Annotated in this window: 9 protein-coding genes; 6 read left to right on the top strand and 3 right to left on the bottom strand. The window is 28.5% G+C overall.

Annotated elements, in window-relative coordinates:
- Window positions 1-76: 76 nt before the first annotated feature.
- Complete coding sequence (locus tag ACEXNK_RS09555) at window positions 77-742, top strand: thermonuclease family protein (protein ID WP_373600686.1); 666 nt, start codon at window positions 77-79, stop codon at window positions 740-742.
- Window positions 743-803: 61 nt separating this feature from the next.
- Here ACEXNK_RS09555 and ACEXNK_RS09550 read toward each other — a convergent pair whose 3' ends face one another.
- Window positions 804-8882, bottom strand: a complete 8079-nt coding sequence (locus tag ACEXNK_RS09550; RefSeq protein ID WP_373600687.1) for a hypothetical protein — start codon at window positions 8880-8882, stop codon at window positions 804-806.
- Between the two features lie 194 nt (window positions 8883-9076).
- Here ACEXNK_RS09550 and ACEXNK_RS09545 point away from each other — a divergent pair, with 194 nt between their 5' ends.
- Window positions 9077-12514: an isopeptide-forming domain-containing fimbrial protein gene (locus tag ACEXNK_RS09545; protein ID WP_373600688.1), complete on the top strand. Its 3438-nt coding sequence runs from the start codon at window positions 9077-9079 to the stop codon at window positions 12512-12514.
- Window positions 12515-12554: 40 nt separating this feature from the next.
- On the opposite strand, the gene ACEXNK_RS09540 is transcribed toward ACEXNK_RS09545, so the two are convergent.
- Together ACEXNK_RS09540 and ACEXNK_RS09535 are read right to left on the bottom strand one after the other, a co-directional pair.
- Window positions 12555-13418: a DUF11 domain-containing protein gene (locus tag ACEXNK_RS09540; RefSeq protein ID WP_373600689.1), complete on the bottom strand. Its 864-nt coding sequence runs from the start codon at window positions 13416-13418 to the stop codon at window positions 12555-12557.
- Window positions 13419-13444: 26 nt separating this feature from the next.
- The gene (locus tag ACEXNK_RS09535) at window positions 13445-13975 is read right to left on the bottom strand and encodes a hypothetical protein (protein WP_373600690.1); all 531 of its coding nucleotides are present in this window, start codon (window positions 13973-13975) and stop codon (window positions 13445-13447) included.
- A 196-nt stretch (window positions 13976-14171) separates the two neighbouring features.
- On the opposite strand from ACEXNK_RS09535, the gene ACEXNK_RS09530 reads away from it, so the two are divergent.
- The 4 genes from ACEXNK_RS09530 (at window position 14172) to ACEXNK_RS09515 (ending at window position 17699) form a co-directional block, all read left to right on the top strand.
- A complete protein-coding gene (locus tag ACEXNK_RS09530) occupies window positions 14172-15545 on the top strand; it encodes a hypothetical protein (protein ID WP_373600691.1) in 1374 nt (457 codons plus the stop codon).
- Window positions 15546-15831: 286 nt separating this feature from the next.
- On the top strand, window positions 15832-15966 hold the full coding sequence (locus ACEXNK_RS09525) for a hypothetical protein (protein ID WP_373600692.1): 135 nt from the start codon (window positions 15832-15834) through the stop codon (window positions 15964-15966).
- 107 nt (window positions 15967-16073) lie between these two features.
- Window positions 16074-16382: a hypothetical protein gene (locus ACEXNK_RS09520; protein WP_373600693.1), complete on the top strand. Its 309-nt coding sequence runs from the start codon at window positions 16074-16076 to the stop codon at window positions 16380-16382.
- Window positions 16383-16517: 135 nt separating this feature from the next.
- Window positions 16518-17699, top strand: a complete 1182-nt coding sequence (locus tag ACEXNK_RS09515; RefSeq protein ID WP_373600694.1) for an MFS transporter — start codon at window positions 16518-16520, stop codon at window positions 17697-17699.
- Window positions 17700-17989: the final 290 nt, after the last annotated feature.

The following is a 17989-nucleotide window of genomic DNA, read 5'->3' as shown; positions in this document are numbered from 1 at the left end:
TTTTAGATATATATTATAGTAATAAAGAAATAAATTATGCTAAAATATACTTTATCAACTATATAGGAGGGTCATAATGCATTTAAAGAAAAGTGTAAAACTAAGAAATATAATATTAGCTACCGCATTATCATTGTCAGTACTTTTAACAGGATGTGCTTCTACTGATACTACTCATGAAAGTAATATACAAAATAAAATAGATATAAGTAAATCTGATGATAGTAATGTATCAATGTCTAGTAATAATAAAAACTCATCTAGTGGGAAAATTATAAAAGCTACTGTTGATAGAGTTGTAGATGGTGATACTGTTGAGATAATACTCCCTAGTGGCAAAGAAGTAGATACTAGGTTATTACTTATAGATACACCTGAAACTAAACATCCAAAGCTAGGTGTTCAAAAATTTGGTCCTGAAGCTTCTGATTTTGCTAAGTCTGTATTAAAACCTGGTGATACAGTTTATTTTGAGTTAGATAAAGGCGATAAAACAGATAAATATGGAAGATATTTAGGTTATTTATGGTATACATGCCCTGAAGATGGTAATTTAGAGATGTACAATGAGAGAGTTGTTCAAGAAGGATTAGCTCGAGTTGGTTATGTGTATGATCAGACTAAACATTTAGATGAACTGTTAGCTACTCAAGATGAAGCAAAAAATGAAAAGTTAAATATTTGGTCTGTCGATGGATATGTAACTGATAGAGGTTATGATATGTCTAAAGTTAAAAATTAAATACCAATTTTTATATAATAAAATGGTGAACTCTTTTGAGTTCACCATTTGTTTTATAATTTTAGCATAAGTCTATAACTTTAACTTTATAAACTACTGTTATGATTTGTCCTGGTATCATCGTATTTAAATTAAATCCAATAGATGGGTTGTAATCAGGATATGCTACACCATTTATAGTTACAGATTCTAATACAAACACTGAGTTTTGAGGTGTTGGATCCAAGAATACAACATCAGTTGCATCTATATTTCCTGTATTAGTAATGATTATTGTATAAGTTAACTCTTCCCCTATAGTAGCATATTGCTTATTTACTGCTTTTTCTACATTTAAGCTACTATATGAAATATTAGTTGTAACTATATTTGAATAACTTGTAGCTGCATGTGGTGCTTGTTTTGGATCTACTAAGAATTCAAAAGTTGTAACAGATTGATTAGTTACTTTATTAGTTTCTGGAACAAATACAACTACAACTGTAAATATAACAGTTACAACATTACCTATGCCTATATCTCCTAAACTAAATCCTTCTGTTGGGTCAAATCCTGGTTGACTTACATTATTAACTATGACACTTCCTGACTTAAACTCTACGCCTTTAGAAGGTATATCTTGGAAGAATACATTATTATCAATAACATTTCCATTATTAGTTAACTTTATAGTATAAGTTAACTCATCTCCTATAGTTGCAATTGCTTTATCAACAGTTTTAACTGAAGTTAATTTTCCTAGAACTACATTAGTAGTTACATTATTACTTACTTGATCTTTGCTTATTGAAGCTCCTGTAGGATTTATCTTATAAGTGAACTGTACATTAGAAGTATTTGTTACATATGGTGGCGTTGGTAATGAGTTTATCTTAGCACTAAATCTAACTGTAACAGTTTGACCTGGTGATAAGTCTGTCAACGCAAATCCAATTGTTGGATCTAGTGATGGATATCCCACATCATTTATACTTACAGTTCCAGATACATAATTCAACTCCGTTTGTAGTATATCTGTAAATACTAAGTTAGTTGCATTTACATTACCTGTATTAGTTACTTCACAAGTATATATTACTGTACCGTTAACTTTTGCATAATCCTTATCTACTGATTTTGTGTTTGATAAACTTCCTATATTAATATTTGTTGTTACAGTATTTGATGTTGAAGATATATCATAAGTTGGACCTTCTGGATCTATTTGATAAGTTCCAGCTACTATAGCATAGTTTGTTACTTGTGGCGGTGAAGGTATTGTAGTTACTGTAGCTTGGAATTGTATTAAAGATGTTAATCCTGGTAATAGGTTATTTGGTAAATTAAATCCATCTATTGGATTATAATCTCCATACTCTTCTCCATCAATTACTACAGTTCCTGCTTTAAATACAGCTCCATCAGATAAGAAGTCAACAAATGATAAATTAAATAGAGCTGCATTACCATCATTCTTTACTAATACACTGTAATTTAGATTATCTTGTAATGTTGCATAAGCTTTATTAACGGTTTTTGTTGTAGTTAACACTGCTCTTCTTATAATTGTTGATACTGTATTTGATTGATTTGACTTACTGTAGTACTGTCCCTCAGGATCTATTTTATAATCAAATGTTCCTACACCATAGTTTAATACAGAAGGACTTAAACTTGACTCTAGTACAGTTACTTCAAAGGATACTTCTATGCTATCTAATGGTTGTAAGTCACCTATATTAAATCCATCTTCTGGATCGTAATCTAGGTACTCATCCTCACCAATCTTAACGCTACCCTCTACAAATGCAATATCTTCTTGTAAGCTATCTGTAAATATGATATTGCCTGCAGATACATTACCTGTATTAGTTATTTTAACTGCATAAATTAATGTATCATTTAGTGTAGCGTATGCTTTATCTACATTTTTATTTAGCTCTATTGAGCCTACATTTATTTGAGTAGTTACAGTGTTTGAATCTATTTGTTCTATTATATCTGAAGAGTTTGGATCTATACGATATGCAAAAGTAACATTAGCAGTATTGTTTATTAATGATGGATTTGGTAAAGACGTTACTTTAACATCAAAAGTTACTTCTACACTATCTCCTGATAGAATATTGCCTAGAGTAAAGCTTGAATAAGGATTATACGATGGATAACTTTTTCCGTTTATTCTTACTGATCCTGTTTTAAAAGTTACTCCTGTAGGTATAACATCTCTAAAGTTAACATTCTTAGCAGTTACATTTCCATTGTTAAGTATATTAACTGTATAAGTTATTGCATCGTCTATAGTAGCATAGTCCTTACTAACAGATTTATTAACTGCTAATGAACCTATATTTATTGTTGTTTGTACTGTGTTTGTAAAGCTTTTTTCAACTATAGGTTGATTATCTGGGTCTATATAGTATTTATAATCTACTATAGCAGAGTTGTATATAATATAATCTATAGGTTGTTGCTCAACTCTTACATCAAAAGTTACTGTACTACTTGTGTATCCACCTATATTGTCTATATTAAATCCTACATTTGGATTATACGTTGGTTTACTTTGACCATTTAACTTTACAGTTCCTGTTATAAAGCTAGCATGAGATTGTATTGTATCTTTAAAGAATACATCTATACAATCGGCATTTCCTAAATTATTAACAGTAATAGTATATTTTAAAGTATCTCCAATAGTTGCATAAGCTTTATCGACTACTTTTGTAGCTTCTAAATCGCCTATTTTAATAAGTGTATTAACTTCATTTGATGTAGCTGTTTCAGGTATTGGCTCATCTGATGGAGTTAATTTATATTCAAATAGTACTTCAGCACTATTAACAATCTCTTCACTTTCAGGTAGTGAGTCAACACTAACGTTAAAAGTTACTGTGTGGAATTGATTTGGAGTTAAATCATCTAATTCAAACCCTATATTTGGATCATAAAGTGGTTTTGTTTCACCATTTACTACAACTGTACCACTATTGAATGATGCTTCTTGTTGTATTAAATCTTGTACGTTTAGATTTATTGCATCTACAGAACCAGTATTTCTAACTACTATTGTATAAGCTATAGTCTCTGAAACTCTAGCATAATCTTTATCTACTGATTTTGTAACTGTTAATTCTCCAATTGCAACATAAGTTTGAGTAGTGTTTGTGTTTATAGTTGCTTCTATAGTTTCTGTATCTACTACATAGCTATAATCGATAGTTGCAAAATTGTATATTATATTATCTGCAGGTCTAGTGTTTATTGTTGCTGCAAAAGTAACTGTTGTTGTACTATCTGCATCTATATCTTCTAAGTCAAATCCTATATTTGGATTAAATTCTGGCTGTTGTATATTATTTACATATACAGAATTAGCAATAAATTCTATATTTTCATCTAGTAAATCTGTAAATGATATATTTTGTGCTGCTACATTTCCATTATTAGTTATATCAATTGTAAAGCTTAGTGTATCTCCTATTTGAGCTATAGCTTTATCTACAGATTTATTAGTAGATATTATAGTATCGAAAACTTCTACAGTTGTTGTATTTGATTCTTTTTTATATGTTATAGGAGTTTGTTCTGGATCAACATAATATGAATATGTTACGTCTGCTTTGTTTAGTAAATTATTATCAGCAGGTATAGCATCTACCAATACGTCAAAACTAACTGTAGCTTGTTGACCTATAGGTATAGTTCCTATACTAAATCCTGTATTTGGATCATATGTTGGTCTATTTTCTCCATTTATAAATACACTACCTTCACTAAAAGTTGATTCTACTTGAATTACATCAGTGAATAATACATTTTGTAGTTGTGTATTTCCTATATTAGATATCACAAAGCTATAATTTATAATATCGTTTAACTTAGCTATTGTTCTATTTGCAGTTTTAGTTATATTCAAATCACCAAAGTTTATATAAGTTACAACATTATTACTTGTTACACTACCTGATATATAATCTCCATTTTCTTCTATTTTGAATTGGTGGTTTAGTATAGATGTATTTTGTACATAACCATCATTAGGAAGACTATCTACAGTTACATCAAAAGTAACAGTTCTAGATGTTTGTGGTGAAATTATTCCAAGTTCAAATCCATTATTTGGATTATAATTTTCATAAGATGTTCCATTTATTTTTACTGTTCCAGCTACAAATGTTGTATGATTCGGAGTATTATCAATAAAGTTTGTATTTTCTAAGTCAGTATTCCCATCATTGTATATAACAGAAGTATAAGTTAATACATCTCCTATAGTTGCATAAACTTTATCAACACTTTTTGTATTTGTAACTACTGTCTCACTAACATTTGTAGTAACTGTGTTACTTTTTAAGCTATCTTCTAATGTTGGTCCTGTTGGACTTAGTTGATATTTTAAATTAACATCAGCACTATTGTTTATTTGTGATGGATTTGGTAAGCTATCAATTTTCACTTTGAACATTACAACTACATTTCCACTTGGTAATACATCATTTATTATAAATCCTGTATTAGGGTCGTAATCTTCATAATTTTCTCCGTCTATAAATACAGACCCTACTATAAAGCTAGCTTCACTTTGAATTATATCTAAAAGATTAACTTCTTTTAAAGTTACAGTACCTGTGTTATTTACTACTACTGTATAATTTAGAGTGTCTCCTACAAGGGCATATAATTTATCTACAGATTTTGTTACTGTCGCTGAATAATCATTTATTATAGTGCTTACCGTATTACTTGTAACTGTTTTAGTTACCTTTTGTTGATCTGGGTCAATGTGGTAACTATAAGACGTTGTTGCATTGTTTAATATAGTATTAGGATTTGGCAAGCTATTAACTTTAGCTTTAAATTCTACAGTAACACCTTGACCTTGTTCCATTTTTCCTAGTGTAAATCCTGTTTCTGGGTTAAAGTCTGCTCTTGTAACTCCGTTTACTTTTACAGATCCTGGAACAAACTCTGCTTCTGATTGTATTATATCTGAGAATAAAGTATCTATTGCTGCTGAGTTGCCTATATTAGTAGCTATAAATGAATAAGTTAAAGTATCTCCTATTGTTGCATATGCCTTATCTACACTCTTTACTAAATCTATTTGAGCATATGGCACATACGTTACAACTTCATTTGAGTATACGGTTTCAGTCATAATCGGACTATTTGGGGTTATCTTATAACTTAGTGTAACTTCTGATGTATTAGTAATATATCCAATCTCAGGATTATCTGTTACTGTAACTGCAAATACTATATTTACAGTGTCTCCTGGATTCATATTTGTTATTGAAAATTTATTATTTGGATTAAGTTCAAGATTATGAACTCCATCTATATATACAGTTTGAGGATAATATGCTAGGTATTTACCTACAAAGTCTGCAAATTTTATATTTTCAAGCATTACAGTACCTATATTTTGAATAGTTGTAGTATAAACTAGTGGGTCTCCTATTTGAGCATAGTTTTTATCTACACTTTTAACTATTGAATACTCTGCTTTATTTATAATAGTTTCAACTTCATTAGTATATATAGTGTTTGTTAATGTAGATCCATTAGGATCTGGCTTATACCCATATAATAAACTACCTTGGTTAGTTATTATATTAGGATTTGGAACAGATTGTACTTTAGCTTGGAAAGTAACTTCTACAGTGTCACTTGGGCATATTATATCTAGTGTAAATCCAAGATTTGGATTGTAGTTTGGATATGATATACCATTAATAGCTACTGTACCTGCTACAAATGATGCTTCTTGTTGTATAATATCTGTAAATAAAGTGTTTGTAGCATTTATATTACCACTGTTACTTACGTCTATTTTGTAATATAATGTATCTCCTATTTCAGCATGAGATTTATCTACAGTTTTAATAATGTTCATACATACAAAGTTTGCTATAGTATCTACTGTATTAGATATTTTTTCATCTTCTGTAACATTTCCACCTGCAACTATTTCATATTTAAATGGAACTTGCGCAGTGTTTTCAATTAAATTATCAGGATTAATACTATCTACTAAAACTTGATATTCTACACTTGTAGTTTGCATAGATTCTATAGGTTGTGGTAGTGTAAATCCTGTGAATGGATTTAATCCATCTTGTAGTACACCATTAATTCTAACGCTATCTTCTACAACAGTAGTCCCTGGTATAGTTGGCTCTTGTACTTGAATATTTTTAGCATCTACATTTCCTATATTAGTTAATTCTAATGTGTAAGTTACTATCTCTCCAATATTTGGATAGTTATTATTATTACATCTTTCCCCAACTATATCTACATATTGAACTTGAATTGAAGTTGAATTACTAATTGCTGTTTTCTCTCTTGAATATCCATATTGGTCAAGTATATACTCAAATGTTATATAGCATATATTATTTACTTTTCTTGATTGTGGTAAAGAGTCTACTCTACATTCAAATACTACTTGTATACTGTCTCCTACATTTAAATCAGGTAAGCTAAATCCAAATTTAGGATTATAGTCACTATAAGGCTCACCATCTATAAATACACTTCCATTTACAAATGAACAACTTTCAGTTATTTTATCTTGTAAGAATAATTTCTTCGCAGTTTCTGTACCTATATTTTCTATATCTATTGTATAAGTTACATTTTCATTTAAGCTTATATTTGATTTTGAAGCAGTTTTTGTAATAGCTAACTTTCCATCTTGAACTATTACAGCTATTTTATTAGTTTTTGCAGAGTTTGTTATATTATCTATTCCTGAAGCAAATTGATAACTATAGTTTACATCTTGATTTACAACTCCAGCTTCAGGTACTGAATTTGCCTTAACTGCAAATAGTATATTTTTTATTCCTCTTACACCTATAGTTCCTAGGTTTATACCTTGTGTTATATCTAAGCCTTGATATTCTACTCCATTTATCTTTAATGATCCTTTTATAAATGAAGTTGATGAATCTAGGTTTGCTGATACTATAACATTATTCGCTTCTAACGCTCCCTCATTTTTTATTTGTAATGAGTAAATTAATGCTTCACCTACTTCAATGTTATATTCTGAATCTCCATCTATATCAAATGCATCTAATTTCGCTGTTATATTTGGTGCCTTTGATGACACTTGCACTCCTAGTGCTACTAATTGAACTCCATCACCAAACTCACCTTCTGTTATTTGTCCTGCTAGTAAAGTTTGATTTGGTACTAATGTGTTTGTTATATCTACATTTGTTATATCCCATTTATTTCTTGCTCCTACTAGTTGAGTTGGCACAAAACCATCATTATTATTAGTTCCGTTAGTTCCATTTATATTTAAAAGTCCATTATTATCACTTAGCGGATTAGCTGTATTTATTATACCTGAGAAGAAGCTATTTCCTGGGTTATTAGGTGCATTACCTGGATTTGGATTTGGACTATTGACAGTATTTCCTATATTAGTTAACTTTGCAAAAGATGGTCCCACTAGTACAATTTCTTCTCCATTTAATGGTCCTCCATTTGCACAAGACATACATACGCTTCCATTAAAATCTAAAATATCTGAAGATGTTGTAAACCCTGAAATAGTTGTTTGCAGTGATGTATTTGGAGTTGCTACAGATATGCCCGAGTTATAGATAATTTTTTGAGGTTTGAAGGTATCATTTCTATATATTACTGTTAATGTCCACCCACCTCTTGAATTACTAAGTCCTGTGCTAGGTATACTTATAGGAACTTCTGATACAGAATAGCTTCCCGATAATGAATCTTTTACATAATCTGTTACTTCAGCAGCTCTATATCTATCTATAGTTCCTGATTCTGCATTATAGCTTTGTGTATATTCAGGAGTTATTTCATAATCACCTTTTGATGTAGTTAAAGTTATCGAACTATCTTGTATACTTCTAAGATCTGGTGCACCAACTACATTACTATATACTGTAGAATACCATACAATTTCTGCGTAAAGTATTGTACTATTATCTAATATATTTAAAGTAGCTGTACTACCACATTCATTCCAGTCTCTGGTTGTGTTACCATTTATCATAATAAGGTCAGATGTATTTACAGATGGCTCAGTTGTACTTCCACATACTACTAAACTATTTCCAGTTGCCACTAAAATAGCTTTATCTATAGTTGCAAATCGCTGTTCTAACGCCATTTCACACTCTCCTTTATACTTTAAGTATTATATTATTTATAGGTTTTTCTGATTTACTAGTCAGTAACACCTTATTTATATAATATGAATTTAATACTTTTACGTTCCATATTTCACTAATCTTTCGGTATATAATTCAACATTTTCTGACTTTTTAATATACTATATTAAAGTAAATTTTAAGGAGTGATCTTATGCCAGATAATATACTCAGTATTAGTATTGATAACACTCAGAATGTATCAATTGTAATAGGAACTACTTCAAACTTTAATATGAATATAAAAAATTTAAGTGAAAATCAAAGATTATATAACTTAGGTCTTTCCATAACCCTTCCTGATGGACTATCTCTTTCAGATTCATCTATACCTTATACTAGTAGTACCACTGATATAGATAATAACACTGTATATTCATGGGTAAACTTAAAAGATCTGGCGCCTATGGAAGTTGATTTTAGTATTAATGTTACATTGAAATGTAATAACACCTTTATCAATGGCGATTTAATTGAATTTGGATATAATTTTCCTATATTAAGTGTCAGTTGTAGTGTAGATACTATGCCTCGTGGAAGTTATGATGAGTTTAATGAAATATTAACTGAGCTAATAGAAATGACTTATGTAAGTTCTAGGTTTGATGGGACTATTAATACATCTAAAAAAGTATTAAAAGGTGCTGGTACATCTATAGAATTATCTGATTATACACAAGTTTACACTTCAACTTGTATATTTACTAATAATTCTATTTCAACTTCTTTGGTAAATATAACTATATTATTAGAAGATGGTATAAGATATATTGGTAACATCCAAGTTACTGGTGCATATGCATCTATGTTTTTAAATCCTATTATAAATACTGTTACTATTGATGGTAAGGCTTATACTCAACTTTATTATAGCAATATATACCTTATTGAAAGTAGTTATATTAAATTAACTTTTAGCTATGCTATTTGGAATCAATATAATAATAACCAAGGTGCTTTTATAGCTCATGGTACTTCATTAAATATGTCTTTAAGTATGGTATCTGCTGATTCTGAATATATGGCAAGTTCATATTATAGTTTTAGCTTTTTAGCAATGGATTTAATAATATTAACCTCTATAAGTAAATCTATTGTAGATATTAGAGAAAGTATAATCTATTCTTATATTTATAAAGTAGGCCAGTATTATAATATACAAAATATAACAGTCCATTATTTTCTACCAGATGGAATCACCTATGTTTCTAGTTCTGTTGACCCAACCTCTGTAGTGGATGATGCAACTCTAAAAGTTTATTATATGACCTATAATTTTGCTTTATCTACTCAAAACTCAATCTTTACAGTAAATATAAATGCTATTATGGATGATTATTATAGATATAAACTAGATGGAAATAACAATCCTCTACCTGCTATAGCTTTTGATAATTTCTTAGTTACTACTGATATTTCAGGAATTCTTATAGGACCACTAACACAGGTAACTGATAGTTCTAGTGTTGGCTCTAGTATAAATATTGGAAGTATTAATAAAGAGTTTATACAAGCCTACTATAAAGATGGAACACCTAAGTCAATAAGTACCTTAGCTCCTCTAGATTTAGCTGAATATACTTTGTATTATAATGCATCTAACTTAGAAGCTATTCAAAAGCAAGTATATATAGATGATTTCTTTCCATTATCTGCAGGACCTATAGATAATTTAAATTATATATATACTGATAAAAATCCAATTAACCTACCTGAGTTAATAAGTCCACATGGAGTAGATTTTTATTATGGAGATGTAGAAGGTGGCTCATATTTCACTATTAACTTTAAAGTAGCCATTGATTCTTTAGGGAGTCCCTCTCAAAATATAAATTTAATGAAATTAAAAGGTGTTAACACCTATGGATATGCTTATAGTGATAGAGATCAAGTAGTTGTTAATATAGGTAAACCAAATATAACCTTAAGTAAAACTGTATCTGGTCCAAATAAGAACGGTATAAAAGCAAATGAAGTATACACTTATACAGTTACTATTAATAATACTAATAACCTAGGTAGTGAAACAGATGCCTTTGATTTTACTCTTAGTGATACTTTGTCAGAAAATTTGTTTGTACTTAATCCAGATAGTATAATTGTTTCTGGAACAGGTGACTATAACCAAACTACTATTAATAATAATATAGATGTTTATATAAATAAATTATCTCCTGGTCAATCTATAACCTTAACCTATGATGTAGGTATTATATCTACAATTGCACCTGGAGTTTCTATAACTACTACAGCAACAAATACTAATCCATACTCACAAGTATATGATAGTGAGTCAGATAACTTTAGATACACTAACTTAAATAAAAGTGCTTCTGTAACTATATCTTCAAAGAATATAACTATTCAAAAAACTAATCTATCTAATACTTTTAAAGTGGGGAGTTCTATAAACTATTCAATTATTATAACTGTTCCTAAAGGCACTATCGCTTATGGATTATATGTAGAAGATATATTACCAAATAATGATCAAAGATATATTGGACCTGCTTACAAAAATGGAGTATTAGTAACTCCTGAGATTGTAGGTAATAAAGTAACATTCCCTACAGAAGAAATTATAGATGCTATAGATGTAAATAGGTCAATAGTTTATACTCTAAAGGCTAAAATAGATGACTCAGCTAATACAATTGGGGTGTCAACATCAATACAAGGAAACACCGCTAATTGCTACTATCAAGTGTCTCCTGAAGGTAGCTTCCGTACTCGTACTAGCAGATTAAATGTTGTAGTTAATCACCCTAGTATATCTATAGATTTAAGTGTTACAGATAAAACTACCTATGGTGTATATACACAAATAGCTAATATAAATAATAGTTCTATTCTTCAGTTTAAGCTGCTATTTAAAAATAATAGTCCTATAAGTTTAAAAAATGCAATAATTGAAATCCCTATAGATGATAACTTTATATTCTCAAGTATTGGTAACACAGGATTATGTAGTGCAAATTATAATTCTTCTGATAGAAAAATTATAATAAATGTACCTAATTTAAATGGTGATACTACTGGTTATATGTTCTTTACAGTATTTTTAGTTCCAAACTTATTATCAAGTACTACTATTGATACACAAGCAACTACTATTTCTTACTATAATGACATTTCAACTACTAAAGTATATGGTGGTGAACAAAGTAACTTAATAAGTTGTGTTTTACAACCTAATCTTACTTTAACTCCAGACCCTATATACAAAATTAATGATACTACTTCCTTTATAGTTACTTCCCCTGGTAATACTGCCGTTATACTTGATTATTTTAGAAATACCGGTGGAGGCCATGATAGTTTTAATTTGATTATTCAAGAAGTTAATGTTGATTATACCTTATATATAGATAATGTTAAAATCGCTGATGTACCTGCTAATACACTTTATGAAATGGATTTACCTGAAATGTCAAATTTAGCACCTAATACTTCTAAAGTTATAAAAATTACAGCTACTATCCCTGTAGACCAACCATTAGGAATAAGATATGATTTCTTAGTTACAGCTAAATCTAAATCTAGTCCATATCCTGAGAAAACAGTTTTAAATATAGATCCTAACCCATTCTAAATCAAAAAACATCGATTATACTTTGTATTGTCGATGTTTTTCAATAATATAATAATAAACTCATATTTAAAAATATAGTATTGGAATTTACTAAATCAATAGATAAGTATTGCATATCGTATTTTATATCATCTTTATTTCCTAAGATTATACCTACTGGAACTGACATACATGTTGAAAATCCAAATACCTCTGAATTACATTTCTTGCAACAATTATATTTATACCACACTTTAAACTCTATCTTTCCAACTATTAAAAGCGTATATAAATTAGGTTTTGGATTTCTTATAATCTTTGTATCCATTATGTCTATGTTATATTTATAGTCTATTATTTTGTCTATGCTATAAGAAGTTTTAAAATAATCACCAAATGTCATTTGTTTAAATATTTTTTTCGCATACTTAGTTTTTACTATGTTACTTTCCTTTTTTACTAAATATGGTGCTTCTTCTACATTATATATATAATCATATTCAATAATTGAAAAGTTTTCTATTATATTGTAATAATTTATAGGAACTACTAATACTTTAAAGGATAATTCTATACTATCTTTAGCATCTAGTTTTTCTATATAAAATCCTTCATTAGGATTTAAGCATCTTAACTTTATATTATTTATTTTAACTGAATTTTCAATAAACCGTGTACTTTTAGGAATATCATCTTTAAAGAATATATTTTTTATAATAGAGTCACTTATATTCTTGATAGTTATTGTATAGATTAGTATATCAAAGGTATATGTGGATTTTTTATTTACACTTTTACTTAGTTTTAATGATTCTTTTATAATTTGAGTTGATGCTATATTGCTAAAAATAGTTTTATTTATTATTGGACTTTTTAATGATAACCTATACTTATAATCTACCCTGCATTCGTTTACAACTTTCATAGGTTCACCTTTTTATTTTAGTATAATTAATATTCATCTACATATTGAATTAATAAAGTAGTACTTACTAAAACTCTTGTAGTACATAAATATGCTAAACTTACATCTTCTATAAAGTATCTTAAATTTATATCGCCTAAGTTACATATATCTTTTGGAATCATGATAAATGTGCTAAATGGAATACTAATATCCTTTACAAACTGATTATATCCATCATAGTCAGTACAATAATATATAATTAAACTTAATTCTAATTCTCCTATTATTACTATTTTTTTACCTGTTAAGTGTTGACCTTCTATAGATGTTCCTTCTATTGTATTTATTATTTTTGTAGATATTATATTTAGTCTTGGGGATGTATGACCTATTTTACAAATGTCTAAATCTCTCTCACAAAAACATACAAGGTCATATGTTTCCTTTATATCTTTTAATATATCATTTTTATAATCTATAGTTTCATATACGTTAAACTGAATAAAATATTCTAATTCACCTAGTTCTTCTGGATAGCAATAAGTAGGAACCATTCTTTGTAAATTAACATTCAATTCTATCACCTCCTTACTATTACTCAATTATATTTTAATAATTAGATGTTATATATTATGAAAATTTTTATATTGTAGTAACATATTATAATTTTTTAAAACTAAATTTTTTTAGATATATACTATTTTAGCAGTGGTAACTAATAGTATAACTTGTTCATATATTATAATATCTTAATTTTAAGGGGGACATTATATGACTTTAACTGGCGCTCACTATATTTATGCAATATTCATATTGATAATATTATTTACTATGATTATGAAAAAGGATACTATAGTTCCTTGTATTTTAGGTGTATTTTTCTTAGCTTTATTTTATACAAGCAATATATCTACATCTATTGGAGCTGTTTTTAATGGGCTTATTATATCTTTAAAAGAACTTAGCCCTGTAATAATGATCATTTCCATAATGGTTGCATTATCGAAGTCACTTGAAGATAATTATGCTATTGAATATATGATAAAACCATTTTCAAAAATTATAAAAAATGAAACTACTGCTTTTTTCACGGTTGGTATCTCTATGACTATTCTTTCTTGGTTTTTCTGGCCTAGTCCAGCAGTCGCTTTAGTTGGTGCAATATTTTTACCTATAGCTATTCGTTCCGGTCTTCCTGCTATTGGAGTTGCTGTTGCCCTTAATTTATTTGGTCATGGTCTTGCACTTTCAACCGATTTTATAATTCAAGGTGCCCCAAGTATTACTGCTGGTGCTGCTGGTATTGATGTTTCTAGCGTTATTAATGATGGTATGATTTTATTTTGGGTTATGGCTATTGTTACTATAGGTGTCGCTTTTTATATGTTAAAAAGAGATATAAAGAAGGGGTTATTTAAAGATGAAATAACTGAAAATAAAAAAGTTGATGTTAAAGTGTTTAATGTTAAGGCTAAGATAGCTACATTTTTAGTTTTAATATTATTTTCTTTAGATATTTTAGCTATGTTTATGTTTGATTTAAAAGGTGGAGATGCTACTGCACTACTAGGAGGAACAGCTATATTTTTATTGATTATAATAAATGTTATTAATCATGGAAAAGGTAGTTTGGATAATATATGTGAAAATGTTACGGATGGATTTTTATTTGGAATGAAAATTTTTGCAGTAATTATTCCTATAGGAGCATTTTTCTATATGGGTGAGGTTTTGCCTTTGACAGAGCTTTTAGGAGATGTTTTATCACCTTCTTCTCAAGGTTTATTGTCAGATTTAGGTATAGCTTTATCTGAGGCAGTTCCTTTAAATAAGTATTTTGTTGCATCTATACAGACTGTTGTTGGCTGTATTACTGGTCTTGATGGTTCTGGATTTTCTGGTATGGCTTTAGCTGGTTCTACTGCTGCAGTGTTTGGAGCTGCTGTTGATTGTAACGTGGGAGCTCTTGCTGCATTAGGTCAAATTGGTGCTATATGGACTGGTGGTGGGTGTTTAGTACCTTGGGCTTTGGTTCCTGCTGCTGCTATATGTGGTGTTAGTCCAATTGAGCTTGCTAAGAGAAATTTAATTCCTGTTTTGTGTGGATTGGTGGTTACAACTTTTGTTGCTATGATTATTATTTAGAATATGTCTTTTGGTTGCTCAGGGGGGATATATAGGTTTTGCTCCATACAAGCTGAAAAGATGCTTGTAAATGTCGCTGCAACCTATATATCCCCCCTTCGCTACCTAGTTAAGTGTATTCTTAATAAAAATAAGACTACATTCAAATATTTGAATATAGTCTTATTTTTATATAAATATGTTTATTTGTATAAAGTTCTATATTTTATTGATTTTACTAAAGTTTATTTGTATTATTTAACTATATAAAAAATTTTAGAAAGGTGTTATTATGGGGGCTAACTTTATGGTTGATATGGGGTTTGGATTTGTTGGATTTATAGGTATTTTTAATATGGCTTTATCTTTTGTTATATCTATTTTAACTATTTATGTATTAGTTTTAGGTATTAAGGCTTTGAAAAAATATTTAAATAGCTAATGAAGACCTAATTTTTAGGTCTTTTTCATTAATTTAAGGTGGGACTTATATTTGTCTAATAAAAGATTATGCCGATCTAAATATTAGCTATAAAAAGGAGGAAATTTTTGAAAAGTTGTATTGTTTGCAATTATAGATTTATATTTAAAGATAGATTTAAGGGTACAGTTAAATATTTAAAGTGTTCAAACTGTAGTACTTCTTATAATCCCAAGTTTACTATTTATGTATTTTTATATAACTTCTTAGTGTTCTTTACTGCAATAAATCTTCAATTCGAATTTAATATGAATAATAAGTTTTTAGAGTTTATTCTATTCATGCTAATTGTATGTCCAGTTCTTCTTTTATATCACCTTGTTCCTCATAGATTTCAAAAATATGATATAATAAAACCTAATGAAAAAGACTATTAGATAAATAATCTATGTAAGCACTATATTTAAAGTGCTTATTTTTTATGCTTGAACAATCTATCTTTATGTAAACTATAAAGGAATTTATATATAACCTTTAGAATAAATATAATTATATTATCTTGGAGGTGAAATATGAATAGTAATATCACATACTTAAGCAAACCCATTATCTTAACATCACTCCCCTTTGGAGTAATGGGATTTTTGTTAACTATCTATAGTAAAAACTTAGATATGAGTGCGTTAGAAATAGCAGGTCTCTATTCAGTACTATCATTTATACTTATAATAATGCGACCTATATTGGGTAAAATAGCAGATACTTGTGGTAGAAAACCTATCTTTTTATTTTCTTGTCTTGTATTTGCTATTTCCCACTGTATATACGCAGTAGCAAGCACAATGACGTTAATATACGTTGCAAGGATTCTTCAAGGTGTAGCAACTGCTTCTATGACTATTTCTACTTATGCAATCATTTCAGATACAACAGATAAAACCAATTCTTCAGAAGCATTTGGAAAAATTGATGGATATCATTCTAGTGGATATTTTTATGGATGTATGTTAACTTTTTTCGTATTTTCTTGTGCTAGTTTTATGGAAAGTTGGAAGATATTATTTGCAATATTTTCTATAGCTTCTTTGTATGCTTTATTCAACTCTATAAAAAAAGTTCCCGAGACTCAAAATTTCTCTGCTCAAAAGTCTATACTATCTAAAAAGAATAAATTAAAAAATCTATCTAAAGACACAATAAAAGTATTATTTATAATATTTATAGTCGCTATAGGGTCATCAATTGTTAGTTCTATAATCATGATATATCTTATAGACAAATTTTCAAATGACATGATGTTAATAGCTATTGCATATTTACCAAGTCTTATCGCACAAAGTATGTTTGCAGCTAAAATTGGAAATTATGCAGATAAATCTTCTAAGAAAAAGTCCATGATATTAGGTCTATTGATAATAGCTATTACATCTATTGCTACACCTAGTGCTAATTCATTTATATTATTATGTATTTTATGGGTTATATCTACAATGGGCGGAATTTTATATGGAGTATGTATAAAAAGTATATATACAGATGTAACTAATGATTCTCAAATGGGTGTTATGTATAGTATATATAGTATAGTTTGTGATTTTGGTCTTGTTATAGGTCCTTTAATTGGTGGATTTGTTTACGATAGCGTATCTATGACTACACCATTTTATGTAAGTGGTGGTATTATGATAGTTGTTTGTTTAATAATAGCTATGATAATTAAAGAAACAAATTCTAAGCAACAAAATAATGTTTAATAAAAAGCAAGTATTATTCTATATTTTCATATAGTTTAATTCTTGCTTTATTTTATTGTTTATTGATTTTAAGGGTCTTGAAAAAAATAGTCAATAAATTATAATTTTAGTTATTAACCAAGTTAGTCAAATATTTAGGAGGTTTATTTTTGAACGAGGTATTTAATAAATTAGAAGAAGAAAGGCTAAGTATGCTAAAGATTTAATATCTAAAAGTATTAATATAGAACTATGTAAAAGTAGTACTGATCTTTTCGAGATACTTGAGTATATAACAGAAGAAAAATGTA

Source organism: Paraclostridium bifermentans (assembly GCF_964259345.1).
Taxonomy (GTDB): domain Bacteria; phylum Bacillota; class Clostridia; order Peptostreptococcales; family Peptostreptococcaceae; genus Paraclostridium; species Paraclostridium bifermentans_B.
The sequence above is the reverse complement of the archived record's forward strand: the minus strand, read 5'-3'. Positions and strand labels throughout refer to the sequence as shown.

What these genes read in the sequence shown, in the direction of transcription:
- ACEXNK_RS09550 (WP_373600687.1), bottom strand. Translation starts at nt 8,882, where the DNA reads ATGGCGTTAGAACAGCGATTTGCAACTATAGATAAAGCTATTTTAGTG.
- ACEXNK_RS09540 (WP_373600689.1), bottom strand. Translation starts at nt 13,418, where the DNA reads ATGAAAGTTGTAAACGAATGCAGGGTAGATTATAAGTATAGGTTATCA.
- ACEXNK_RS09530 (WP_373600691.1), top strand. Translation starts at nt 14,172, where the DNA reads ATGACTTTAACTGGCGCTCACTATATTTATGCAATATTCATATTGATA.
- ACEXNK_RS09525 (WP_373600692.1), top strand. Translation starts at nt 15,832, where the DNA reads ATGGTTGATATGGGGTTTGGATTTGTTGGATTTATAGGTATTTTTAAT.
- ACEXNK_RS09515 (WP_373600694.1), top strand. Translation starts at nt 16,518, where the DNA reads ATGAATAGTAATATCACATACTTAAGCAAACCCATTATCTTAACATCA.
- ACEXNK_RS09545 (WP_373600688.1), top strand. Translation starts at nt 9,077, where the DNA reads ATGCCAGATAATATACTCAGTATTAGTATTGATAACACTCAGAATGTA.
- ACEXNK_RS09555 (WP_373600686.1), top strand. Translation starts at nt 77, where the DNA reads ATGCATTTAAAGAAAAGTGTAAAACTAAGAAATATAATATTAGCTACC.